The 19,150-nt window shown below is 45.6% G+C and carries 14 protein-coding genes; 10 read left to right on the forward strand and 4 right to left on the reverse strand.

Going from position 1 to position 19,150, the window contains the following annotated elements; translation table 11 throughout:
- Positions 1 to 83: 83 nt before the first annotated feature.
- From D0X99_RS11505 to D0X99_RS11560, 10 genes are all read left to right on the forward strand, one after another.
- Complete coding sequence (locus D0X99_RS11505) at positions 84 to 2,099, forward strand: alpha-amylase family glycosyl hydrolase (protein WP_119477973.1); 2,016 nt, start codon at positions 84 to 86, stop codon at positions 2,097 to 2,099.
- A 582-nt stretch (positions 2,100 to 2,681) separates the two neighbouring features.
- On the forward strand, positions 2,682 to 3,332 hold the full coding sequence (locus D0X99_RS11515; RefSeq protein WP_158587698.1) for a DUF4468 domain-containing protein: 651 nt from the start codon (positions 2,682 to 2,684) through the stop codon (positions 3,330 to 3,332).
- A 396-nt stretch (positions 3,333 to 3,728) separates the two neighbouring features.
- Complete coding sequence (locus D0X99_RS11520; protein WP_119477976.1) at positions 3,729 to 4,973, forward strand: agmatine deiminase family protein; 1,245 nt, start codon at positions 3,729 to 3,731, stop codon at positions 4,971 to 4,973.
- Between the two features lie 276 nt (positions 4,974 to 5,249).
- Entirely contained in the window at positions 5,250 to 5,687 is a 438-nt protein-coding gene (locus tag D0X99_RS11525) for a VOC family protein (RefSeq protein WP_119477977.1), read from the forward strand.
- Between the two features lie 606 nt (positions 5,688 to 6,293).
- A complete protein-coding gene (locus D0X99_RS11535) occupies positions 6,294 to 8,693 on the forward strand; it encodes an ABC transporter permease (RefSeq protein ID WP_119477979.1) in 2,400 nt (799 codons plus the stop codon).
- A 167-nt stretch (positions 8,694 to 8,860) separates the two neighbouring features.
- On the forward strand, positions 8,861 to 9,493 hold the full coding sequence (locus tag D0X99_RS11540; RefSeq protein WP_119477980.1) for a hypothetical protein: 633 nt from the start codon (positions 8,861 to 8,863) through the stop codon (positions 9,491 to 9,493).
- Between the two features lie 42 nt (positions 9,494 to 9,535).
- The gene (locus tag D0X99_RS11545; protein ID WP_119477981.1) at positions 9,536 to 10,075 is read left to right on the forward strand and encodes a VanZ family protein; all 540 of its coding nucleotides are present in this window, start codon (positions 9,536 to 9,538) and stop codon (positions 10,073 to 10,075) included.
- Between the two features lie 116 nt (positions 10,076 to 10,191).
- Positions 10,192 to 11,661: a sulfatase family protein gene (locus D0X99_RS11550; RefSeq protein ID WP_119477982.1), complete on the forward strand. Its 1,470-nt coding sequence runs from the start codon at positions 10,192 to 10,194 to the stop codon at positions 11,659 to 11,661.
- A 102-nt stretch (positions 11,662 to 11,763) separates the two neighbouring features.
- Positions 11,764 to 12,648, forward strand: coding sequence for a pirin family protein (locus tag D0X99_RS11555; RefSeq protein WP_119477983.1), 885 nt, complete (start codon positions 11,764 to 11,766; stop codon positions 12,646 to 12,648).
- Between the two features lie 2 nt (positions 12,649 to 12,650).
- A complete protein-coding gene (locus D0X99_RS11560) occupies positions 12,651 to 13,049 on the forward strand; it encodes an OsmC family protein (protein ID WP_119477984.1) in 399 nt (132 codons plus the stop codon).
- Positions 13,050 to 13,227: 178 nt separating this feature from the next.
- On the opposite strand, the gene katG is transcribed toward D0X99_RS11560, so the two are convergent.
- The 4 genes from katG to D0X99_RS11580 all read right to left on the reverse strand — a co-directional run bounded on the left by katG (position 13,228) and on the right by D0X99_RS11580 (position 19,015).
- Complete coding sequence (gene katG, locus D0X99_RS11565; protein ID WP_119477985.1) at positions 13,228 to 15,432, reverse strand: catalase/peroxidase HPI; 2,205 nt, start codon at positions 15,430 to 15,432, stop codon at positions 13,228 to 13,230.
- 155 nt (positions 15,433 to 15,587) lie between these two features.
- The gene (locus tag D0X99_RS11570; protein WP_119477986.1) at positions 15,588 to 16,142 is read right to left on the reverse strand and encodes a hypothetical protein; all 555 of its coding nucleotides are present in this window, start codon (positions 16,140 to 16,142) and stop codon (positions 15,588 to 15,590) included.
- A gap of 324 nt (positions 16,143 to 16,466) precedes the next feature.
- Positions 16,467 to 17,540: an acyl-CoA dehydrogenase family protein gene (locus tag D0X99_RS11575; RefSeq protein ID WP_119477987.1), complete on the reverse strand. Its 1,074-nt coding sequence runs from the start codon at positions 17,538 to 17,540 to the stop codon at positions 16,467 to 16,469.
- Between the two features lie 182 nt (positions 17,541 to 17,722).
- On the reverse strand, positions 17,723 to 19,015 hold the full coding sequence (locus D0X99_RS11580) for a prolyl oligopeptidase family serine peptidase (RefSeq protein WP_119477988.1): 1,293 nt from the start codon (positions 19,013 to 19,015) through the stop codon (positions 17,723 to 17,725).
- Positions 19,016 to 19,150 lie beyond the last annotated feature (135 nt).

Here is a 19,150-nt window from a genome sequence, read left to right on the forward strand (position 1 = left end):
CCGCGAAGTGGTGAAACTTTTTCATCCCCCCTTCCATTCCTCCCATTTTTTTCTAATTTCATCCTAGGCAAAAACCATTTTTTGTGAAAGACCCAATACAATTACCCCTGATCGCCGACGAACCCTGGCTCGAACCTTTTGAAGCCGTCATCAAAAAGCGATACGACAATTTCCAATCCGCCATCCGCACCATCAACGACTACTCGGGCAGCATCCTCGAGTTTGCGAGGATGCACGAGTACTATGGCGTACACTTCGACAAAATCCGCAAAGGCTGGGTCTATCGCGAATGGGCGCCCATGGCTCGGCAGCTTTTCCTCATGGGGGACTTTAACTGGTGGGACCGAAATTCCCATCCCCTACGTCGAAACCACCGGGGCGACTGGGAGATTTTCCTGCCTTTTGAGCAATACAAAAACACCTTTGTTCACCAAAGCCGCATCAAAGTCCGCGTGATCGGTGCCAACGATACCGACCTCGACCGCATTCCGGCCTACATCCGTCGGGTGATTCAGGACGAAAAAACCCACGATTTCGCCGGCCAACTCTGGTTTACCGAAAAAGAATACGTCTGGACGGATCAGGATTATTCCCTCCAGGAAGCCAAGCAAATGCCCCTGATCTACGAATGTCATGTGGGCATGGCACAGGAAAAACTAGGCGTCGGCACCTACCGGGAATTTGAGAAACTCATCCTTCCCCGCATCAAAGCCGGCGGCTACAATGCCATTCAGTTGATGGCCGTGATGGAGCATCCCTATTACGGTTCCTTCGGCTACCACGTCTCCAATTTCTTTGCGCCTTCCTCCCGTTTTGGCACACCGGAAGAACTAAAGTCCCTGATCAACACAGCCCATCGCATGGGCATCGCCGTGATCATGGACATCGTGCATTCCCACGCAGTCAAAAACGTCAATGAAGGTCTCAACGAATTTGACGGTACGGATGACCTCTACTTCCACCCCGGCGCAAGGGGCTATCACGAGGGCTGGGATTCCAAGCTCTTCAACTACGGCAAATGGGAAGTGCAGCAGTTTCTCCTCTCTAATATCCGCTACTGGCTGGAGGAGTTTCACTTTGACGGGTTCCGATTCGACGGGGCCACGTCCATGCTATATCAGCACCACGGACATACTTCGTTCGATTCAGCGGAAAAGTACTTCAATGCCGAGGTGGACGAAGAAGCCGTGCTCTACTTCCAGCTTGCCAACACACTGATCCATGGCCTGAAACCCAAGGCCCTTTCCATCGCGGAGGAGGTCAGCGGAATGCCGGGACTCTGCCGAAAAGTGGAAGATGGTGGCATCGGCTTCGATTTCCGACTGGCTATGGGAGTACCGGACTTCTGGATCAAGACGCTCAAGCACAAGCTGGACGAGCAGTGGGACATGTTTGAGCTGTGGCACGAACTGACCAACCGACCCAAAAAGGAAAAATCCATCGCCTATGCCGAAAGCCACGATCAGGCGCTGGTCGGGGACAAAAGCATCGCCTTCTGGCTGATGGACAAGGAGATGTACTTCTCCATGTCGGTGCTGGAGCAAAACCTCGTGGTGGATCGCGGCATCGCCCTGCACAAGATGATCCGTATGATCACGCTCAGCTTGGGCGGCGAGGGCTACCTCAACTTTATCGGAAACGAATTCGGGCATCCGGAGTGGGTGGACTTCCCCCGACTGGGCAACGACTGGAGCTACCAATACGCCCGCCGGCAGTGGTCACTGGTAGACACCCCTCACCTGCGCTACCGCCAACTTGACCTGTGGGACAAGGCCATGATCCAACTGGCTCACGACTACCACCTACTGGCTACCCCGCCGGCGGAGCAACTCTACCTCGATCCGGACAAGAAGATCCTGGCCTACGAACGGGGCGGACTGATTTTCGTGCATTCCTTCCATCCGACAGAGTCCTTTTTCGGCCTTCCGATCCGCATGCCTGAGGAGGGCACCTATCACCTACTCCTCCACTCTGACGAGAAAATCTACGGAGGCTTCGAGCGTCTCGACAAGTCCATTTCCTATCCTACTGACCCAGACCAACAGGTGCATTTGTATGTGCCAAATCGGGTGGTAATGGTGATGGAGAGGAAGAAATAAAATAATATACTATTTGATTTAAGTGAAAATGAATGAACTTTTAATAACTGGAGAAATAAATGAAAGTGAAAAAAAAGAAATTGAAAAAATATTTCCAGATTATACTGTTATAAAACACAAAACAAAGTCACATTTACTATCCGAAGTAATTCAGATAGTTTTTTACAATTTTGATCTTTTCGTTTTTAGCAGAGATTTTATCCTATCGAATTCATTAAATCATTTTTTAAACAGAGTAAAAAAAATGATTGATTTTCTAAATTCAAAAAACAAAATTCCAAGTTCAGTTAATTTTCAAANACAGTATAATCTGGAAATATTTTTTCAATTTCTTTTTTTTCACTTTCATTTATTTCTCCAGTTATTAAAAGTTCATTCATTTTCAAATAACAATAAAAATATCAAATAAAAACACTAATATATATTTTTCATCTGATTCAGAGGGACTTGAAACAATGGTTAAACAAACTGAAAGTAATTTAGAGTTACTTCTTAAAAATGCAAAAAAAGGAAGTACTATTCATGTTATATTGGATAAGAATTCAAAATCGGTTAATACATTTTATCTTTAAATTAAAAATCATGAATTCCTTTAAATACATATTAGCCGCCATTCTATTACCACTATTAATCTCAAATTCTTTTGCTCAAAAATATCCAAGCATTGTTGAACCTCCAAAAGATTTACCTATTAAAGACGGGAAAATTATTTACCAAGGAGTTGTAGAAATTGAAGGCTCAAAAATGGCTGAACTTTATGGGTTTGCTAAAAAATTTATCGCTGAAAACTACAAAAGCACCGATGCTGCAATTGATATGGACGACACACTAAATGGAGTGATTGTTATGAAAGGAAGGGCTGATGTTCCTTTAATTTGGTATGAAACCAAGTCTGGAAGGCTAGAGAAAGTAACCGATAAGGCCTCCGTAAAGCATGTGTTGATTTTTGAAATGAAGGACAATAGATTAAGATACACTTTAAAGGATTTTGTCGCTGAGAACAGTGTAACTTACCAATCCCTGTATTCTTTTAGAACTATAGATTTTGAAGTTACAATTGAAGAACATTTAGACCACAGAAAGGCTTTTGACTTAATCAAGGAGCCAAAAAATAAGGATATGGCATCAGCCAATTATTCAGGTGCATTTCTAGTTGGGGTTCATGAATTTTTTACAATTTTTTCTTCTAAAATAGAACCTTACATGAAAAGCCAAAAATCTGAGGATTGGTGATTCCCCTACATAAGCGTAGACTTATCCACCCCCCACTGATCGTAGGCTGCAACTACGCTCTCCTATTCAAATGGATTTGCAATTCGCAAAAAACGCTCGAATTTGAATTAGGCTAATTACAAATTGGAAAGAGAAAATTGGTTAACCCCGGTGAAAAAATCATGATAGCCTGTGCAAACTTGGAGTTTTGTTCCTCAACATAAGTTTGTTCCAGGCCAACAAGAAGGTGCTTCGAAAACCGCAACAATTCATGTACCCGAAACAATGCCAGCAAAACCTTGAGAATAAACTGAATAGCGTTGTTTGATTGTTAAATTTACCAGTACTGGATCAGGATAGTTAGAGAAACACCCTATCCAGTCTTAGCGAATCTAGAATCGTAACAAGCCGTGAAAAATGAAAAATCTTGTCCCCTTTTTATTGGTCGTATTGATCGGGTGTGATAGTCGCAAGGATTCTCCTAGCTATCGACTTGTTGCAGAATATGAACCAACAGAATACGTTTGGATTCCATGGATGGAAGGTGTTATCGATAAGAGCATGCCAGCGGCTGATCCACTTATTATTCAGCTTTGCAAGGAAGTCATTCCCTATTCCAAGGTACTCCTTTGGATCCCCGATGAATCAATGATAGAGGGAATTAAATCAAGATTGATCAAGGAAGGGATAGACACTGCCAGAGTGCGATTTCTCAAGGCAGATCCCCCGGGAGCAACCACAGATGTGAGTCCAGTATTTCTTACCAATGGGAACGGTGAACTTGCTACCGTGGATTTTGATTGGGCTTGCTATGGACTTACTTCTTCCAAGGAACAATGTGCTGAATTTTCCGACCCCGATTTTGACATCAAGCTTGCTCAAAGCCTACATATTCCTGTTTTAGCTAAGTCAAGTCTTGTATGGGAAGGAGGGGGAAAGGAAAATAACAGTAAGGGAACTCTACTTCTGGTTGAGCAACATGAGTTTCAGCGAAACCCCGGCCTTTCAAAGGAGGAAATAGAGCAGGAATTCAAGAAAAAACTAAATATCAAAAAGATCATATGGCTAAAAAAAGGCTTGTGGGAAGACGAGTACAGAATTGAGTTACCGGGAAATATATGGCCCATAGGTGCAGGGGCTCATGTCGATGAATTTTGTCGGTTTGTCAATGACAGCACAATCATGATTTCTTATGTTCCTGAAGAGGAGAAGGACAAGGACCCCATCACGGCAGAAAATTACAGGCGGATGGAGGAGAATTATTCCATCCTGAAGAATGCAACCGATCAAGATGGAAATTCTTTCTCCATTATCCGTGTCCCGGTGGCTGAACACTATATTTTTAAAATGAATTATGACGATATCATTTCATACAACCGTTCTTATTATCCCAAGGCTAAAAGCGGAGATACTGTCAACATTATTGCTGCTTCCAGTTACCTTAATTTTTTGATCGTAAACGATGCAGTCATTACAGCAAAATACTGGCGTGAAGGCAGAGATGAGGCAAAACGAGTTAAGGATCAACAGGTTTTTGACATTTTTACCAAAGCATTTCCCGATAAGAAAATTATTCAAATCGATATGGAGGGATATAACAATGGAGGTGGTGGACTTCATTGTTTAACCTATAACCAACCCTTTGGAGTTACACCAGGCTAAGCGTAGAATTGGCAACTGACTGAGCGTAGTCTGCAACTACGCTCTCCTATTCAAATGAATTTGCAATTCGCAAACAAAGCTCGAAGCTGGATTAGGCCTTTTACAAATTAGAAGGAATAGTTGGGTGTAGTTACCTAGTTTACCCAGTTCCCCATATCCTTTCGGGTTTCCAATTCGATTCATTTCCCCTCCCTAAAATCCCCACGACTGCCGGTTTTTTTCAATTGTTAGGAATTAGCATAACTTGAAAACCACATTTCACCAACCATCAAAATCATGGCAAGTATCAATCCCCACATCAATTTCAACGGCAATGCAGAGGAAGCATTCAACTTTTATAAATCCGTATTTGGCGGGGAGTTTGCGAAAATCATGCGCTTCAAAGACCTGGCAAGTGCTGAATTTCCAGTTGCAGACCATGAGGCAAACAAAATCATGCACATTGCTTTACCCATCGGAAACAATGTGTTGATGGCCAACGATGTGCCTGAAATCCTGGGACGAACCAACGAAAATGAGAACAGAAGCAAAATTGTAATCAGTGCCGAAAGCAAAGAGGAAGCAGATAAATTATTCAACGGACTTTCTGCCGGCGGACAAATTGAAATGCCTATTTCTGACAGTCCTTGGGGCTCCTATTTTGGGATGTTCAGAGACAAATATGGCATTGAATGGATGGTGGATTTTGATCCAAACTATAAGGGGCAAATTTAATCCCTACTTATCAGGTACCCCCTCTCACTTCAAAACTCTAATTACCGAGTTCCAAAGTCCTTTATCCAAGTTCGGAACCTCAATGTTCCGGTTCCTAACCTCGACAAACAGTAAAAAAGACTCGAAATACCGGTTCTGAACCTCGGCAAACAGGAAAAAAGACTGGAAATACAGGTTCAAAGACTCGAAATACAGGTTCCGAACCTCGACAAACAGTAAAAAAGACTGGAAATACAGGTTTTGAACCTCGACAAACCGGTTCAATCACTTAAAATACAGGTGCAGGAGCCCGAGTTTTAGTTTTTTCCCTCCTGCTTTCCCTTGGCCCAAGTTTCTTTCCTTTTTGATTTCTCTTATCCATCCCAGTCTTCAAAGACAGGGGGGCATTGACTCCACCAAATTGTCCTCCTTCGGACAAAAATGTTCACAATCAATTGGGCCAGATGGACTAAAACCTAATTTCCGAGTTGTTTGAAGCTTTTTTGGCTTGGCACTTCCTTGGCAAAACCAGTTCTGTACAACGGATCAAAAACGGAAAGGTGCCCCAGGCTTCTCTTCCGCTCCTTTGACAATCACTTAAACCTAAACCAACAGACTGTACAGACCATGTGGAAAAATTACCTGAAAGTCGCCTTCCGAAATCTGATGAGGTACAAGATCTTTTCCTTCATCAATATTTTCGGCTTGGGGGTGAGTATGGCGCTCAGCTTAGTCGTCATCACACTCGTCCTCGACCAATATAAATACGACCGGCATAACAGTCGCAAAGACCGAATCTACCGGGTCAATACCCTGTCGGAAAAATACAAACCCACCGCCACCACAACTATGGCCCTGAAGGAAGTGCTCCTCACGGAGGTGCCCGGCGTGGAAAAAGCCGCCCGAATCAAACGCGGTTTTGGAAATATGAGCATGATGGACTTCAAACAGGACGTCAACATTCCGATCACGGGATACTTTGCCGATCCGGAGATTTTGGAGGTATTCGAACTCGAGCTCGAATCCGGCAATCCGGCCACTGCCCTATCCGAACCTTACTCTGTAGTATTGACTCAGGAGACCGCCAGAAAACTGTTTAAAAATCCCGATCCACTCGGAGAAACAGTCAAAGTAGGCGATCAGGGTGAGTATAAAGTCACGGGAATTCTCAAGGACAAACCTGATCAAAAATCCCACCTCATGTTTGAGGGATTGGCTTCTTTCTCGACAGTTCCGAGTTTGAATGCAGTGGACAGCACCGCACAAAATTCCCTGGAATCCTGGAGCAGTGTCTATGAGGGCTATCTCTATATTCTCCTGGAGGAAGGACAATCCAACGCCGGAGTCCAGCAGCAACTGCAGCAGATTGCCAAGGCTCACTATGCGGCAGACGATCCGGAAAAGCATGGTTTTGCTCTACAGAGTCTGACGAATATCGCCATGGGACCGGACGTCAACAATGCCATCGGACCATTCCTTCCCCGGATCTTTGTGATTTTTCTGGGAGCATTGGCGGCGATTGTCATGCTGACCTCCTGCTTCAACTACACCAACTTGTCCATTGCCCGTTCGCTGACCCGGGCCAAGGAAATCGGCATCCGAAAAGTCACCGGAGCCAAGCGCTCCCAGATTTTCCTTCAGTTTATCTCTGAGGCAGTCCTCACGGCTACCCTGGCACTGGCATTTTCCTGGATCATCCTGATCCTTGGCAAACCCTACCTGATGAACCTCCGGCTGGTGCAGCTGCTCCGCTGGGATTTTTCGACCTCGTTGGAGGTCTATCCTTACTTGATCGGATTTGCACTGCTCGTGGGCTTACTGGCTGGATTTTTTCCTGCGGTGATCCTTTCTTCCCTGCAGCCGATTCGGGTGCTGAAAAGTTTCGGAAGCATCAAACTGCTTTCCCGATTTGGCCTGCGCAAGACCCTGTTGGTGATGCAGTTTGCCATCTCGCTGATTTTTATCGTCTCGGCAATTTTAGTCTACCGTCAAACTGATCTTTTCCTGAACAAAGACCGGGGATTTGAGGTGGCGCACAAGGTTTTGGTCAAACTCAACCAAACTAGCGCGGAGCAACTCAAGGCCGAACTGATCCAACAGAGCAATGTGGAAAGTGTGTCAGCCGTGTCCCACATCCCGGGTGCCGGGGTGATCATGGGCGATGAGTTCAAAGTGAGTTCGGAAGCCGAGAAACAGGAAATGGACTACTTCCATGTGGACGAGGACTACCTATCCAATATGGGCGTGAAGCTTCTTGCGGGGAAAAATTTCAGTCCCCAAAATCCCGAATCCAACAAGACCAAAATCCTGATCAATGAACTGGCCGTGGAAAAGTTTGGGCTTGGCAGTCCATCGGAGGCTGTCGGTCAGGTGATGTACCGGGGAAATGATCCTGCACTGTATGAAATCATCGGTGTGGTGCCCAATTACATCCACCGGCACATGCTGATGCAGGACGCACCAATGGCTTTGCTGTACAATCCGGAGGAATTCAGCCAGCTTCAGGTCAATTATTCCGGAAGCGATGAGGCGATAGTTGCCACCTTGAATGCTGCCTGGAACAAGGTCAATCCGGACCTGAAAATCAATTACCAGTTTTTCGAAGTGGAAATGAACGAGATGTACAACGTGTTCTTTGGAGTCTTGGGCAAAGTGGTGGGCTTGGTTGCATTTTTGGCCATTACGATTTCCTGTCTTGGATTGCTTGGAATGGCAGCCTACGCCGCAGAGGTCAAAACCAAGGAAGTCGCCATCCGCAAATCCATGGGAGCATCCGTTCCGGAGATCGCATGGCAGTTGTCCATGGGTTTTGTCAAACTGGTAGGAATCGCCATCCTGTTTGGACTCCCGGCGGCCTGGTTTGTCAATAATCTCTGGTTGGAAAACATGGCCTATCGCGTCAACATCGGTGTGGGGACCATTGCACTTTCCCTGCTGTTTATTCTGGTTTTGACGGTGCTTACGGTGGGTTCCCAGGCGCTCAAGGCAGCCTTTATCAATCCCTCCACCAAACTCAGGAATGAGTAAGATTTAGAAGCTTCTCCGATAAAAATGCAAAGCCGAATTGGGTCGAGGAATCGCCCGGTTCGGCTTTTTCCATCCTTGGATATAAGGAAAATCTCCTTTTATTTACCTCACAATAAGCCAACTACAGTCCAGAATTCCGCTAAATTTTCGTCTTCAAAACCTGCTTCATGCCAAAAAACTACTTTTCCTGGGTGAGCATTTTTATGCTGCTTCTTTCCCTAATCGCTTTTTCCGACAATCTTTTTTATGACATAGGCCAGGAAAGCAACAGCGATCCCAAGTTCATTGTCCATGGGCTGTTTTTCCTGGCCTGGTTTGTCATCCTGGTTGTTCAATCCAATTTTATCCGAAAAGGTGACATCCGAGCTCACCGAAAATGGGGCATGTGGGGAATGGGTATCGCCTTAGGGGTGATCTTGAGTACGTTTTATGTCTTTTATGCGGTCTATGAAGGTTGGGAGGCGATGCCGGGATTTGTCAAAGTCAACCGGGTATTCACCGTCAGTTTTACTGTGTTGGTTGCCTTAGCTTATTGGAAACGCACTTATCCTGCTTTACATAAGCGATTCTTGTTTGTAGGAACCTTTTATGTGCTGGGACCGGTGATTGATCGGGTTGGGGGAAAGTTACTCGGAGAGAGCCTGCTCAACATCGTTTTCGTGGAAGGGATTATTTGGAATGGCCTTTTTATTTCTCTTTTCCTTTACGATAAACAAACCCTGAAACGGATTCACCCAATCAGTTGGATTGGCTTCATTTGGTTCTATATTTTTTGGATTTATTCGATTCTTGCTGAATAATTACAACTTGGCTCTTGGGCATTTTTTTCTTTTAGAATCCCTATGAAAAACCTCCTCAAATCCACTAACCTAACCTTGGCCTTATGTGCCATTTATTTGGTTGCGCTCTTTTGGATCATCGTGCTGAAATTCAACATCAGCGCCTACCATGCCGGCGTGGAGCAGAACTGGATTCCTTTTCCTGCGCTTTTTGGAATGGAAGGCCAGGGAGACCGGAATGAGCTCTTGCTGAATGTTTTCATTTTTATTCCTTTTGGATGTTATGTAGGGATTTTGAGGGAAAAATGGAGTTTGAGTCAAAAAGCAGGGCTGTTTTTCTCCATCAGCTTTCTTTTCGAAATCAGCCAATACATTCTGAAATTCGGAGCCTTTGATGCAACGGATCTGATCAACAACACTCTTGGCGGACTGCTGGGGCTTTGGGTTTTTCAAGGACTTGAAAAATCACTCGCCAGCCGGTTGAAAGCTCAAAAAATCATCAATCTCATTGCCTTGGTGGGAACGGTCGTTATTTTCTTTATTCTACTTTACCTAAAAGTGAATAATATCTGGATTTTCCGAATGGAACTTCTTTCCCGGTAGGAATAAGCAGCTAAGGTCAGGGAGATTACTTCGCCATTTCACGCACCACTGGAATCGTGATTTTTTAGCCTAGCCGGAAAAGTTTGACTATTTTGATGAATCTAACTCCACCGAAGATGACTTTTCCCAGCCACCAGAAATTGATTTCTTTTGCCTTCTTTCTAAGTATTGGGATTTTGGCAATTACCGGTGTTTCCAATGCCCAGCAAACCGGTAAAACTCCCCCCAACTTCATCATCATCTTTGCCGATGACCTGGGCTATGGGGATTTGGGCGTGTTTGGAAATCCGACGATCCGCACGCCCCATTTGGACCAGATGGCTTATGAAGGTCAAAAATGGACCAATTTCTATGTAGCCGCTCCTGTTTGTACTCCAAGCCGTGCGGGCTTGCTGACCGGAAGATTACCCATCCGCTCGGGCATGACAAGCGACAAGCGGGGAGTTCTTTTCCCGGATTCCAAAGGTGGCCTACCCCAAAGCGAACTGAGCCTTGCCAAAGCGCTAAAGTCGAAAGGATACCAAACGGCTGCAGTAGGAAAATGGCATTTGGGACATTTGTCTCCCCACTTGCCCACAGACCACGGATTTGACAGCTACTTCGGTATCCCCTATTCCAACGACATGAACCGTACGGAGTCCATTGAAGGGAAAAACTGGATCGATGCCCAGATTCAATTGGCTGAGGAAGAAAGGTTTCAGGTTTATAATGTTCCTCTAATGCGAAATAAGGAAATTATTGAACAGCCCACAGACCAGCGAACCTTGACCAAGCGCTATACCGAAGAAACCATTGCGCAAATCAAAGAAATGAAGGATGGGCCATTTTTTATTTACTTGGCTCATTCTCTGCCTCATATTCCCCTGTTTCGCTCTGAGGAATTCAAGAATGTGTCTCAGGCAGGTATTTATGGCGATGTGATCGAAGAAATCGACTGGTCTGTGGGGCAGATTCTCCAGACTTTGAAAGACGAAGGCCTGGCAGAAAACACCCTGGTGGTCTTTACCTCCGACAATGGTCCCTGGCACATCTTCAAGTCCCAGGGAGGTTCGGCTGGAATGCTCAGAGGGGCAAAAGGAGGAACTTTTGAGGGGGGATTACGGGTGCCGACGATTTTCTGGTGGCCGGAAAAACTGAAACGAGGCGTGGTCATGGATATGGGAACGACACTTGACATCCTCCCTACGTTTACCAAATTGGCAGGGGCTGAATTGCCAAAAGACCGGGAATATGACGGGTATGATATTTCCCCCCTTCTGTTTGGGACAGGAAAAAGCCAGCGGGAGGTGGTTTTTTATTACCACGGCACCCAGGTTCGGGCGCTGAGATGGGGAGATTACAAAGCCCATTTCATCACCCAAAATGAGTATGGATTCCAAACCGCTCATCCGATCACCACACCTCCATCTGAAATCCCCAACCAGAAAACACCACAGGATCCGCCCTTGCTTTTCAATGTTTCCGTTGATCCGGGTGAGCGATACAACATCGCCGAAAATCACCCGGATATCATCGCAGAGATCCGAAGGATTCTTGAAGCCCACTTGGCCACTTTGAAACCCGTGGAGAATCAGCTGGAAAAATAGGAAACTGAAAATCAGAGGACTTACCCATTTGGCCTGTTAAAAACCTCGTGCTTTTTGCTTTGAAAACCTTTATTATCAATCAGTATACCCCCACTTTTCACCATGTCCAATATTCAATTGATCATCGAAGAACGGGCTGCCGATATCGGTAAATTTCTCGTAGGCCGTCTCCTTCCTTTCCGCCAAAAGCGAATGATCGGGCCATTTATATACCTCGACCACATGGGGCCTGTCAAGCTAAACAAACGGGACCAAATGGACATCCTGCCTCACCCGCACATTGGGCTTTCCACTTTGACCTTCCTGTTCGAAGGCAGTATCATGCACCGTGATACGCTTGGAAACGCAGTGGAAATCCAGCCCGGAGCGGTTAATTGGATGACTGCCGGGAAAGGGATCGTTCACTCCGAGCGTACCCCGGATCACCTGCGAAACGAAAACAAAATCATGCATGGATTGCAGATCTGGGTGGCCTTGCCAAAAGATTTGGAGCAAATAGATCCCGAATTTTTTCACATCGAAGCCCAGCAACTTCCAAGCTGGGAGGAAGATGGACTACAGTTCAAATTGGTGGCCGGCGAAGTCTTGGGACATCGCTCCCCAGTACCCGTCTATAGCCCGCTTTATATGCTGGAGATCAAAAGCACCAAAAGACAAACTGTAAATCTGGAAGGAAAACTTTTCGGAGAAAGCGGTCTGTATATCCTCGAAGGAGGGATTGAGAGTGAAGAAAACCGATTTGGTCCAAAGCAAATCCTGGTGGCAAAGAATGCTACCCTTTGCGAATTCACCATCGAAGCCAACAGCACAGTCTATATTTTTGGAGGGGATGCTTTTCCGGAAGAACGGTTTATTGACTGGAATTTCGTCGCTACCAGCAAAGACCTCATTCAGGAAGCCAAGCAAAAATGGATCGCTCAGGAATTTGACAAAATCCCCGGAGATGAAGAAGAATTTGTTCCTTACCCTACTTTTCCCAAGAAATAACCATGGCCAAAATCACAGCAAGCATCAAGAAAGAACTTTATAAAACCGAGATTCACTCTTCCTCGGGTAATGTGCTAATCTCTGATGAGCCAGAGACCGTAGGAGGAAAAAATCTGGGATTCTCACCGTCGGAACTCTTGGCTTCTTCCCTTGCGGCTTGTACCAGTGCCACCCTGCGAATGTATGCCGACCGCAAAGGCTGGGGCTTGGAAGAAGTAAGGCTGGAAGTCAGTCTGGAAGTAAACCGGGAAGAAAACCGAACAGAGATTCATCGGAAAATTGAGTTGATCGGAAACCTGGATCAAACCCAACTCAACCGGATGCTCGCCATTGCCAATGCCTGTCCTGTGCACAAAATTCTGAGTGGGACGATTGACATTCAGACGGAACTTTCAGTCTAAGATTGACTGGGAAAACAGTTCAAAAAAGTAAGCAGTGATCTGTATCAGTTTGCAGAAATACTGCTTACTGCGACTGGGAACCGAACACTACTTTTTCACCCTAGGATCCTATGTGGCAGAAACCAAAAAAAGCGGCCCCTTTCGAGACCGCTTTCTTATTTATAATCCTCTTTAGCTTTTACGCCAAGTCGAATCTGTCCAGGTTCATTACCTTGTTCCAGGCTGCCACGAAGTCTTTGACAAACTTCGCTTTGCCGTCTTCGCAAGCGTACACTTCCGCATAAGCTCTCAATTCAGAGTTGGAACCGAAGATCAGGTCTGCACGGGTTCCGGTCCACTTCGGCTCGCCAGTTTTGCGATCGCTGCCTACGAATACATTGTGCTTGTCAGAAGTCGCTCTCCAGGTTGTTCCCATGTCAAGCAAATTCACGAAGAAGTCGTTGGTCAACTTGCCGGGAGTAGCGGTGAAGACACCATGCTTGCCACCGTCCCAGTTGGCACCCAAAGCTCTCATACCACCCACAAGGGCTGTCATTTCAGGAGCAGTCAAGGTTAACAACTGTGCTTTGTCAATCAATGCTTCCTCAGCCTTCACCGAGCAATCAGCACTCATGTAATTGCGGAATCCATCAGCCCATGGCTTCAACCACTCGAAGGAATCCACTTCAGTCTCTTCCTGGGTAGCGTCTGTACGGCCTGGAGTGAATGGAACACTCACATTGAATCCGGCATCTTTTGCTGCTTTTTCCACTGCTGCGCAACCGCCCAAGACGATCAAGTCTGCCATGGAAACTTTCTTTCCACCAGCAGCTGTGCTGTTGAATTCTTCCTGGATGCTTGCCAATACACCCAATACCTTGTTCAATTGAGCAGGGTTATTGGCTTCCCAGTTTTTCTGAGGCTCCAGACGGATACGGCCACCATTGGCACCTCCTCTAAAGTCAGAACCACGGAACGTAGAAGCAGAAGCCCAAGCCGTAGAAACCAATTCAGATACGGTCAAACCGGAAGCCAGGATATTAGCCTTCAAGCCTGCGATGTCCGCTGCATCAGCCAAAGGATGGTTTACTGCAGGAATTGGATCTTGCCAGATCAGATCTTCAGCAGGCACTTCAGGACCTTTGTAACGTGCTTTTGGTCCCATGTCACGGTGAGTCAGTTTAAACCAAGCTCTAGCAAACGCATCTGCGAAGTAGTCAGGGTTTTCATAGAATTTTCTGGACACCTTTTCGTACTCGGGATCAAATCGCATGGACAGATCCGTTGTCAACATGAAAGGCTTGTGGAATTTGCCAGGAATGTGCGCATCAGGAATTATAGCCTCAGCATTCTTAGCTACCCACTGATGAGCGCCAGCTGGGCTCTTGGTCAGTTCCCACTCATATTCAAACAAGAACTTGAAGTAATCATGTCCCCACTTGGCAGGAGTTGAAGTCCATGCACCTTCCAATCCGGAAGTGATGGTATCAGCACCATGACCGGTGCCATAGGTACTATTCCAACCTGTGCTCATCTCCTCGATGGAAGCTCCGGCAGGCTCAGGACCTACATATTTGCCCGGATCAGCTGCACCGTGTGTCTTACCGAAGGTGTGACCACCCGCGATCAAAGCGCAAGTTTCCTCATCATTCATAGCCATACGGCCGAATGTCTCACGGATTGCCTTTGCTGCCAAAAGTGGATCTGGCACCTTGTTAGGTCCTTCCGGATTCACATAGATCAAACCCATTTCGGTAGCTCCCAGTGGATTTTCCAATGCCTCTGGATTACGGTGAGCAACCCATTCTTTCTCAGAACCCCAGTAGATATCCTGCTCAGGCTCCCAAACGTCTGCACGGCCACCTCCAAATCCAAAGGTTTCAAAACCCATGGATTCCAAAGCCACGTTGCCGGTCAGGATCATCAAGTCAGCCCAGGAAAGCTTCTTGCCATACTTCTGCTTCACTGGCCAAAGGAGTAAACGCGCCTTGTCCAAGTTGGCGTTGTCAGGCCATGAGTTCAATGGAGCGAAGCGCTGCGTACCGGTACCAGCACCGCCACGTCCGTCCTGAACTCGGTATGTACCAGCACTGTGCCATGCCATACGGATCATGAATGGACCATAGTGACCATAGTCAGCCGGCCACCAGTCCTGAGAAGTGGTCAACACTTTTTCGATATCAGCCTTTACTTCAGCCAAGTTCAATGACTCGAACTCCTTTGCATAGTCAAATCCTTCTTCCATTGGGTTAGAAAGAGAAGAATGCTGACGAAGAATGTTAAGCTTCAATTGGTTTGGCCACCAATCAACGTTCTGCTGGCCTTTGCCTGCTGCTGCAGCCATAGAGCCATTGTGGAAAGGACATTTTGAGATGTCTCCTCCGTTTTTGCCGTGTGTATCCATAGTTTGTCGTTAAGTTAAATTGAAATGTATGCGAATTTAGAAAAAGGAACCCGTATTAAAATTATTTTCCGATTGATAAAAACTATGACTCTTGTCAGGAAATGGAAGGTCACTAGAAGAAAACAATTGCAGTGATGAGTCGCAGCTGTTAAGAGTTAAAATTCCTTGGAAAGTAATTCGAGAGAACGCAATAATCGGGTGATTTCCGGATGGGTTTGGTCATCAGGACTATGGATGGAAAAGCTGCTTAGTTCTTGGTTTTCATTGAGGAGCGATAAAGAAAAAGTAGTTCCGTCAAGGACAAATCGATTCGGATTTTTTAGATGAGATTGCTCCACCAAATTATTCCATTTGCTGACCATGAGGTCGATTTCTTCCAGCACTTTTAGATCCGTAATCACCAACGAATCGGAAACATATGTCGTCTTGGATTCGACAAATTCCCGCAGGAGAATTCTTTTTTCGTCAGAGGGTTTTTCCAAAACTGAGGTAAGGAACAGGCTATCCGCTGCACTACCTTTCGCCGAGAAAATCTTTTCTTTGATGATCAAAATCCCACCATCCTCACCGCGCTGAAGCATATAACTTATTTCCTCCTGAATAGCGCTAGGCCTTTTGGTAAGACTCAGTTCGTACTTTAATGGAGATTGGCTGAAAGCGAAAGTTGCCAAAAAGAGTAAAAAGAACGATAGGAAAGCATTTTTGATCATAACTTAACTTACGAATAATTTAAGACCATGTTTTTCCCAAAAAATCAAATTTTCCAAACTAAATTGAAAGACAGGGAAAATAGCTTGCATATAAATTAGTTTCAGCTTCCTTTCATTAAACCACAATAGCCACATAGAGGCACATAGGTTTGATTTTAAAGAGCTTCCTTATTTGGTCTGGTGTATTATTATAATGGTTTTTTAAAAAAGAAAATCCATTGGGAAGAAACAGAATTAACCATTACCTATCAACTCCACTTTTAAAAAACTTTGCGCCTCAGAGCCTTAGTGGCTAAGCATTTTTTTAGCCTTAATGGCAAACTCTCAAAAAGGGAAAATCAACAGCGCATGCTGACTGACGGTGTTAAAATCCCTCCACACCCGGTTTAGTTCAGTATGCGTTTTAGCCGCCTCGAGACCGGCAAAAGGATACATCCTGGCATTGGAATCACGACAGACTTGAGTAAGCTTTCGGCTAGTATGACTAACTGATTTCAGGGAATTCTTGGAAATCTTTCCCTTTTTCTCCAATTCTTCCCAACACTCCTTGACTTTTCGGTAAAACTTTTTTCGCATAGATTCCAACTTTTCAGAAGTCTTGTTATCCAGCTTTTTGAAGTGCCTCAATTGATTTGGATCATATTTCCGAATCTCGTTTCTTCTCCAAAAAGACTCCCTGATCAGCTTTTGCAGATGTTGGGTGATTCCCAAAATATTCACCGCAAGTGTCGCTTCCGCAAACTGCAAAAAGGGAAACTTATATACAGCTTCCGGACGGGTGGCTTTTCCGGGTATAATCTCAAAAGCCCGATTCAGCGGAACTTGAAGATTCTCGGTTTTGAACGCATGGCTACCTGTGGCAATCATGCCCATATAGCTCCAGCCGTCGAGGATTTCCACCTCTTCTTTTTGGAGGATAAAGGCCTTGACCAAAGGTTTTCCTGCTTCATCCAGGATAGGCTTCCCATCCTCCAGAATTTCGCAGTTTGCGGTAAAATGCGTGGCATGTAATGCGCCTGAAGCATAAGTCCAGCTTCCTGAAATCTGATAAGACTCTCCTACCCGATCAGCTTTTCCTCCCACAAATCCACTTCCTGCCAGACAAACCTTGGGATCGGCAAATATCTCCTGACTGAGTTTTGGATCCAAAAAACCCACAAACCAACCGGCACCGGCACATAATGTCACGGTCCAACCCAAACTCGCATCCAGTTGAGCGATCTTCTCCTCCAAACCCAAGGCTTCAGGCAAAGTCAAACCTAGACCGCCAAATTCCTTTGGGACAAACAGCTGGAACCATTTTTCCAGGTAAATCAAGTCAAGCATTTCCGGTGTAAGGCTTCCCAGTTTTTCGGCTTTGGATGCCCAGTCGGAATTGATGAGTTCTGAGGATATCATGAAGCTAGATTACGAATAAAAAATCCAGGAGGCTATTCTACTTTCCCAATAGCTGGGCTCTTAAAATTTACTCTCGCAAAGACGGTAAGTCGCAAAGAAGTCAAACCTCTTAGCGACTTTCGCGGCTCTGCGAGAAGTACATTATTTGTCATTAAGGACTTTACTATGCTTCTTTCCCAAAGTCACTTCTTCTTTTTCTGGGCGGCCATCCACTCCATGATCGTAACGGGACGACCGTTGAGCATTACTGGTGAACCGTCAAAATCGGTGCGGGCCACATTTGCATGGCTGTAAATCCAGGACCAGTGACCATTGTAACGATAGTTCTCTCCTCCATAAAATCCGGTAATGTCGGTGACATTATCGTAGTAGGTAAAGTAGACATTTTTAGCACCAGCCTGCTTCAATCGGTGATATAGCGGCACTACTGTCTCATCCGGTTTGGTGGTCATGTCATCTTTGGAGTGCACAAACCACATCGGAACGTTCTTGATTTTTTGGACTTGGGCATCGGTAATGAATTCGTTGTTGTAAGCCAAGGCTGAGATATAACCTGCCGCGAAATAATCAGGATGCTCCAGAATCAATTTTAAAGACATGTAGCCACCATTGGAACAACCACCAACATAGATTCGGGCTGGGTCAATCTTTGGATTTTTTGCCACATAATCCTGAATCAGCGCAAATACTGCAGCGTTGTAAACATCATTCACCTGCCCACGGGTCATACCCTCTGCTGCCTGCATCCAAAAGGTCGGGGTCTGAGGAACCAAAACAAATGCTCCGTCAAACAGCACCTGAATTTCCGGAGAAGCATAGTTGAATGCTTTATTTCCCATCATGGCAATGGTAGGGTCAGTTCCACCTTCTCCTCCGCCATGCAGCCAAATGATCAATGGAGCCTTTTCTTTGATCGTCTTGGGAGAAAAAGATGCATAAGTCAAGGTAGTATTCTGATGGGTGAATTTACCTGTCAGGTCAAACTCATCCACGATAGGCCGGATACGTCCAGCCTCTTCATTCCAGATGTTTCCGGTTTTAGTGTTTACCACGGTCATGGAATAATCAATCCACACATTTGATCCGCGGTTGCCGGTACGCAAGTATTGAATCGGCGAACCTAATGGATTCACAGGACTGACAGCCAAAACCAAGGTCATGTGATTTCCATCCTCCTTTCGATTTCCATTTTCATCGGAGGGATAGCCATAAACTACCGATCTTTTTCCGGAAGTCTGAGCTGCAGGAATTTCTCCGGCTTGAGAACTGCGGCTGACAAAAATCTCGAAATCAGTCGTGCTCAGGTCTTTTGGATTTTGGTCCACAGGCAAAATCACTTTGCTGACTGCAGGCCCCCAGTCAAAGCCTTCTATTACAAGTTTGTACTTTCCGGGAGCGGGCAGATTGTCATTTTTTGCCCAAACCAGTAAGGGAAGAGCAAAAAGAAATAGCAGTATGGGTAAGGTTTTTTTCATAAAAGGTAGGTTTTGGGTTTGATCAATATTGATGGGGAATTTCGGAAAAGTTGGGGATCGGTCTATGAAAATTACTCGAAAGGCAGAAGTTGGGATGTTTGGAAGTTGGGATGTTTGGAAGAATAGCTTCCGTAA

This window comes from Algoriphagus lacus, from assembly GCF_003583985.1.
Lineage (GTDB): Bacteria > Bacteroidota > Bacteroidia > Cytophagales > Cyclobacteriaceae > Algoriphagus > Algoriphagus lacus.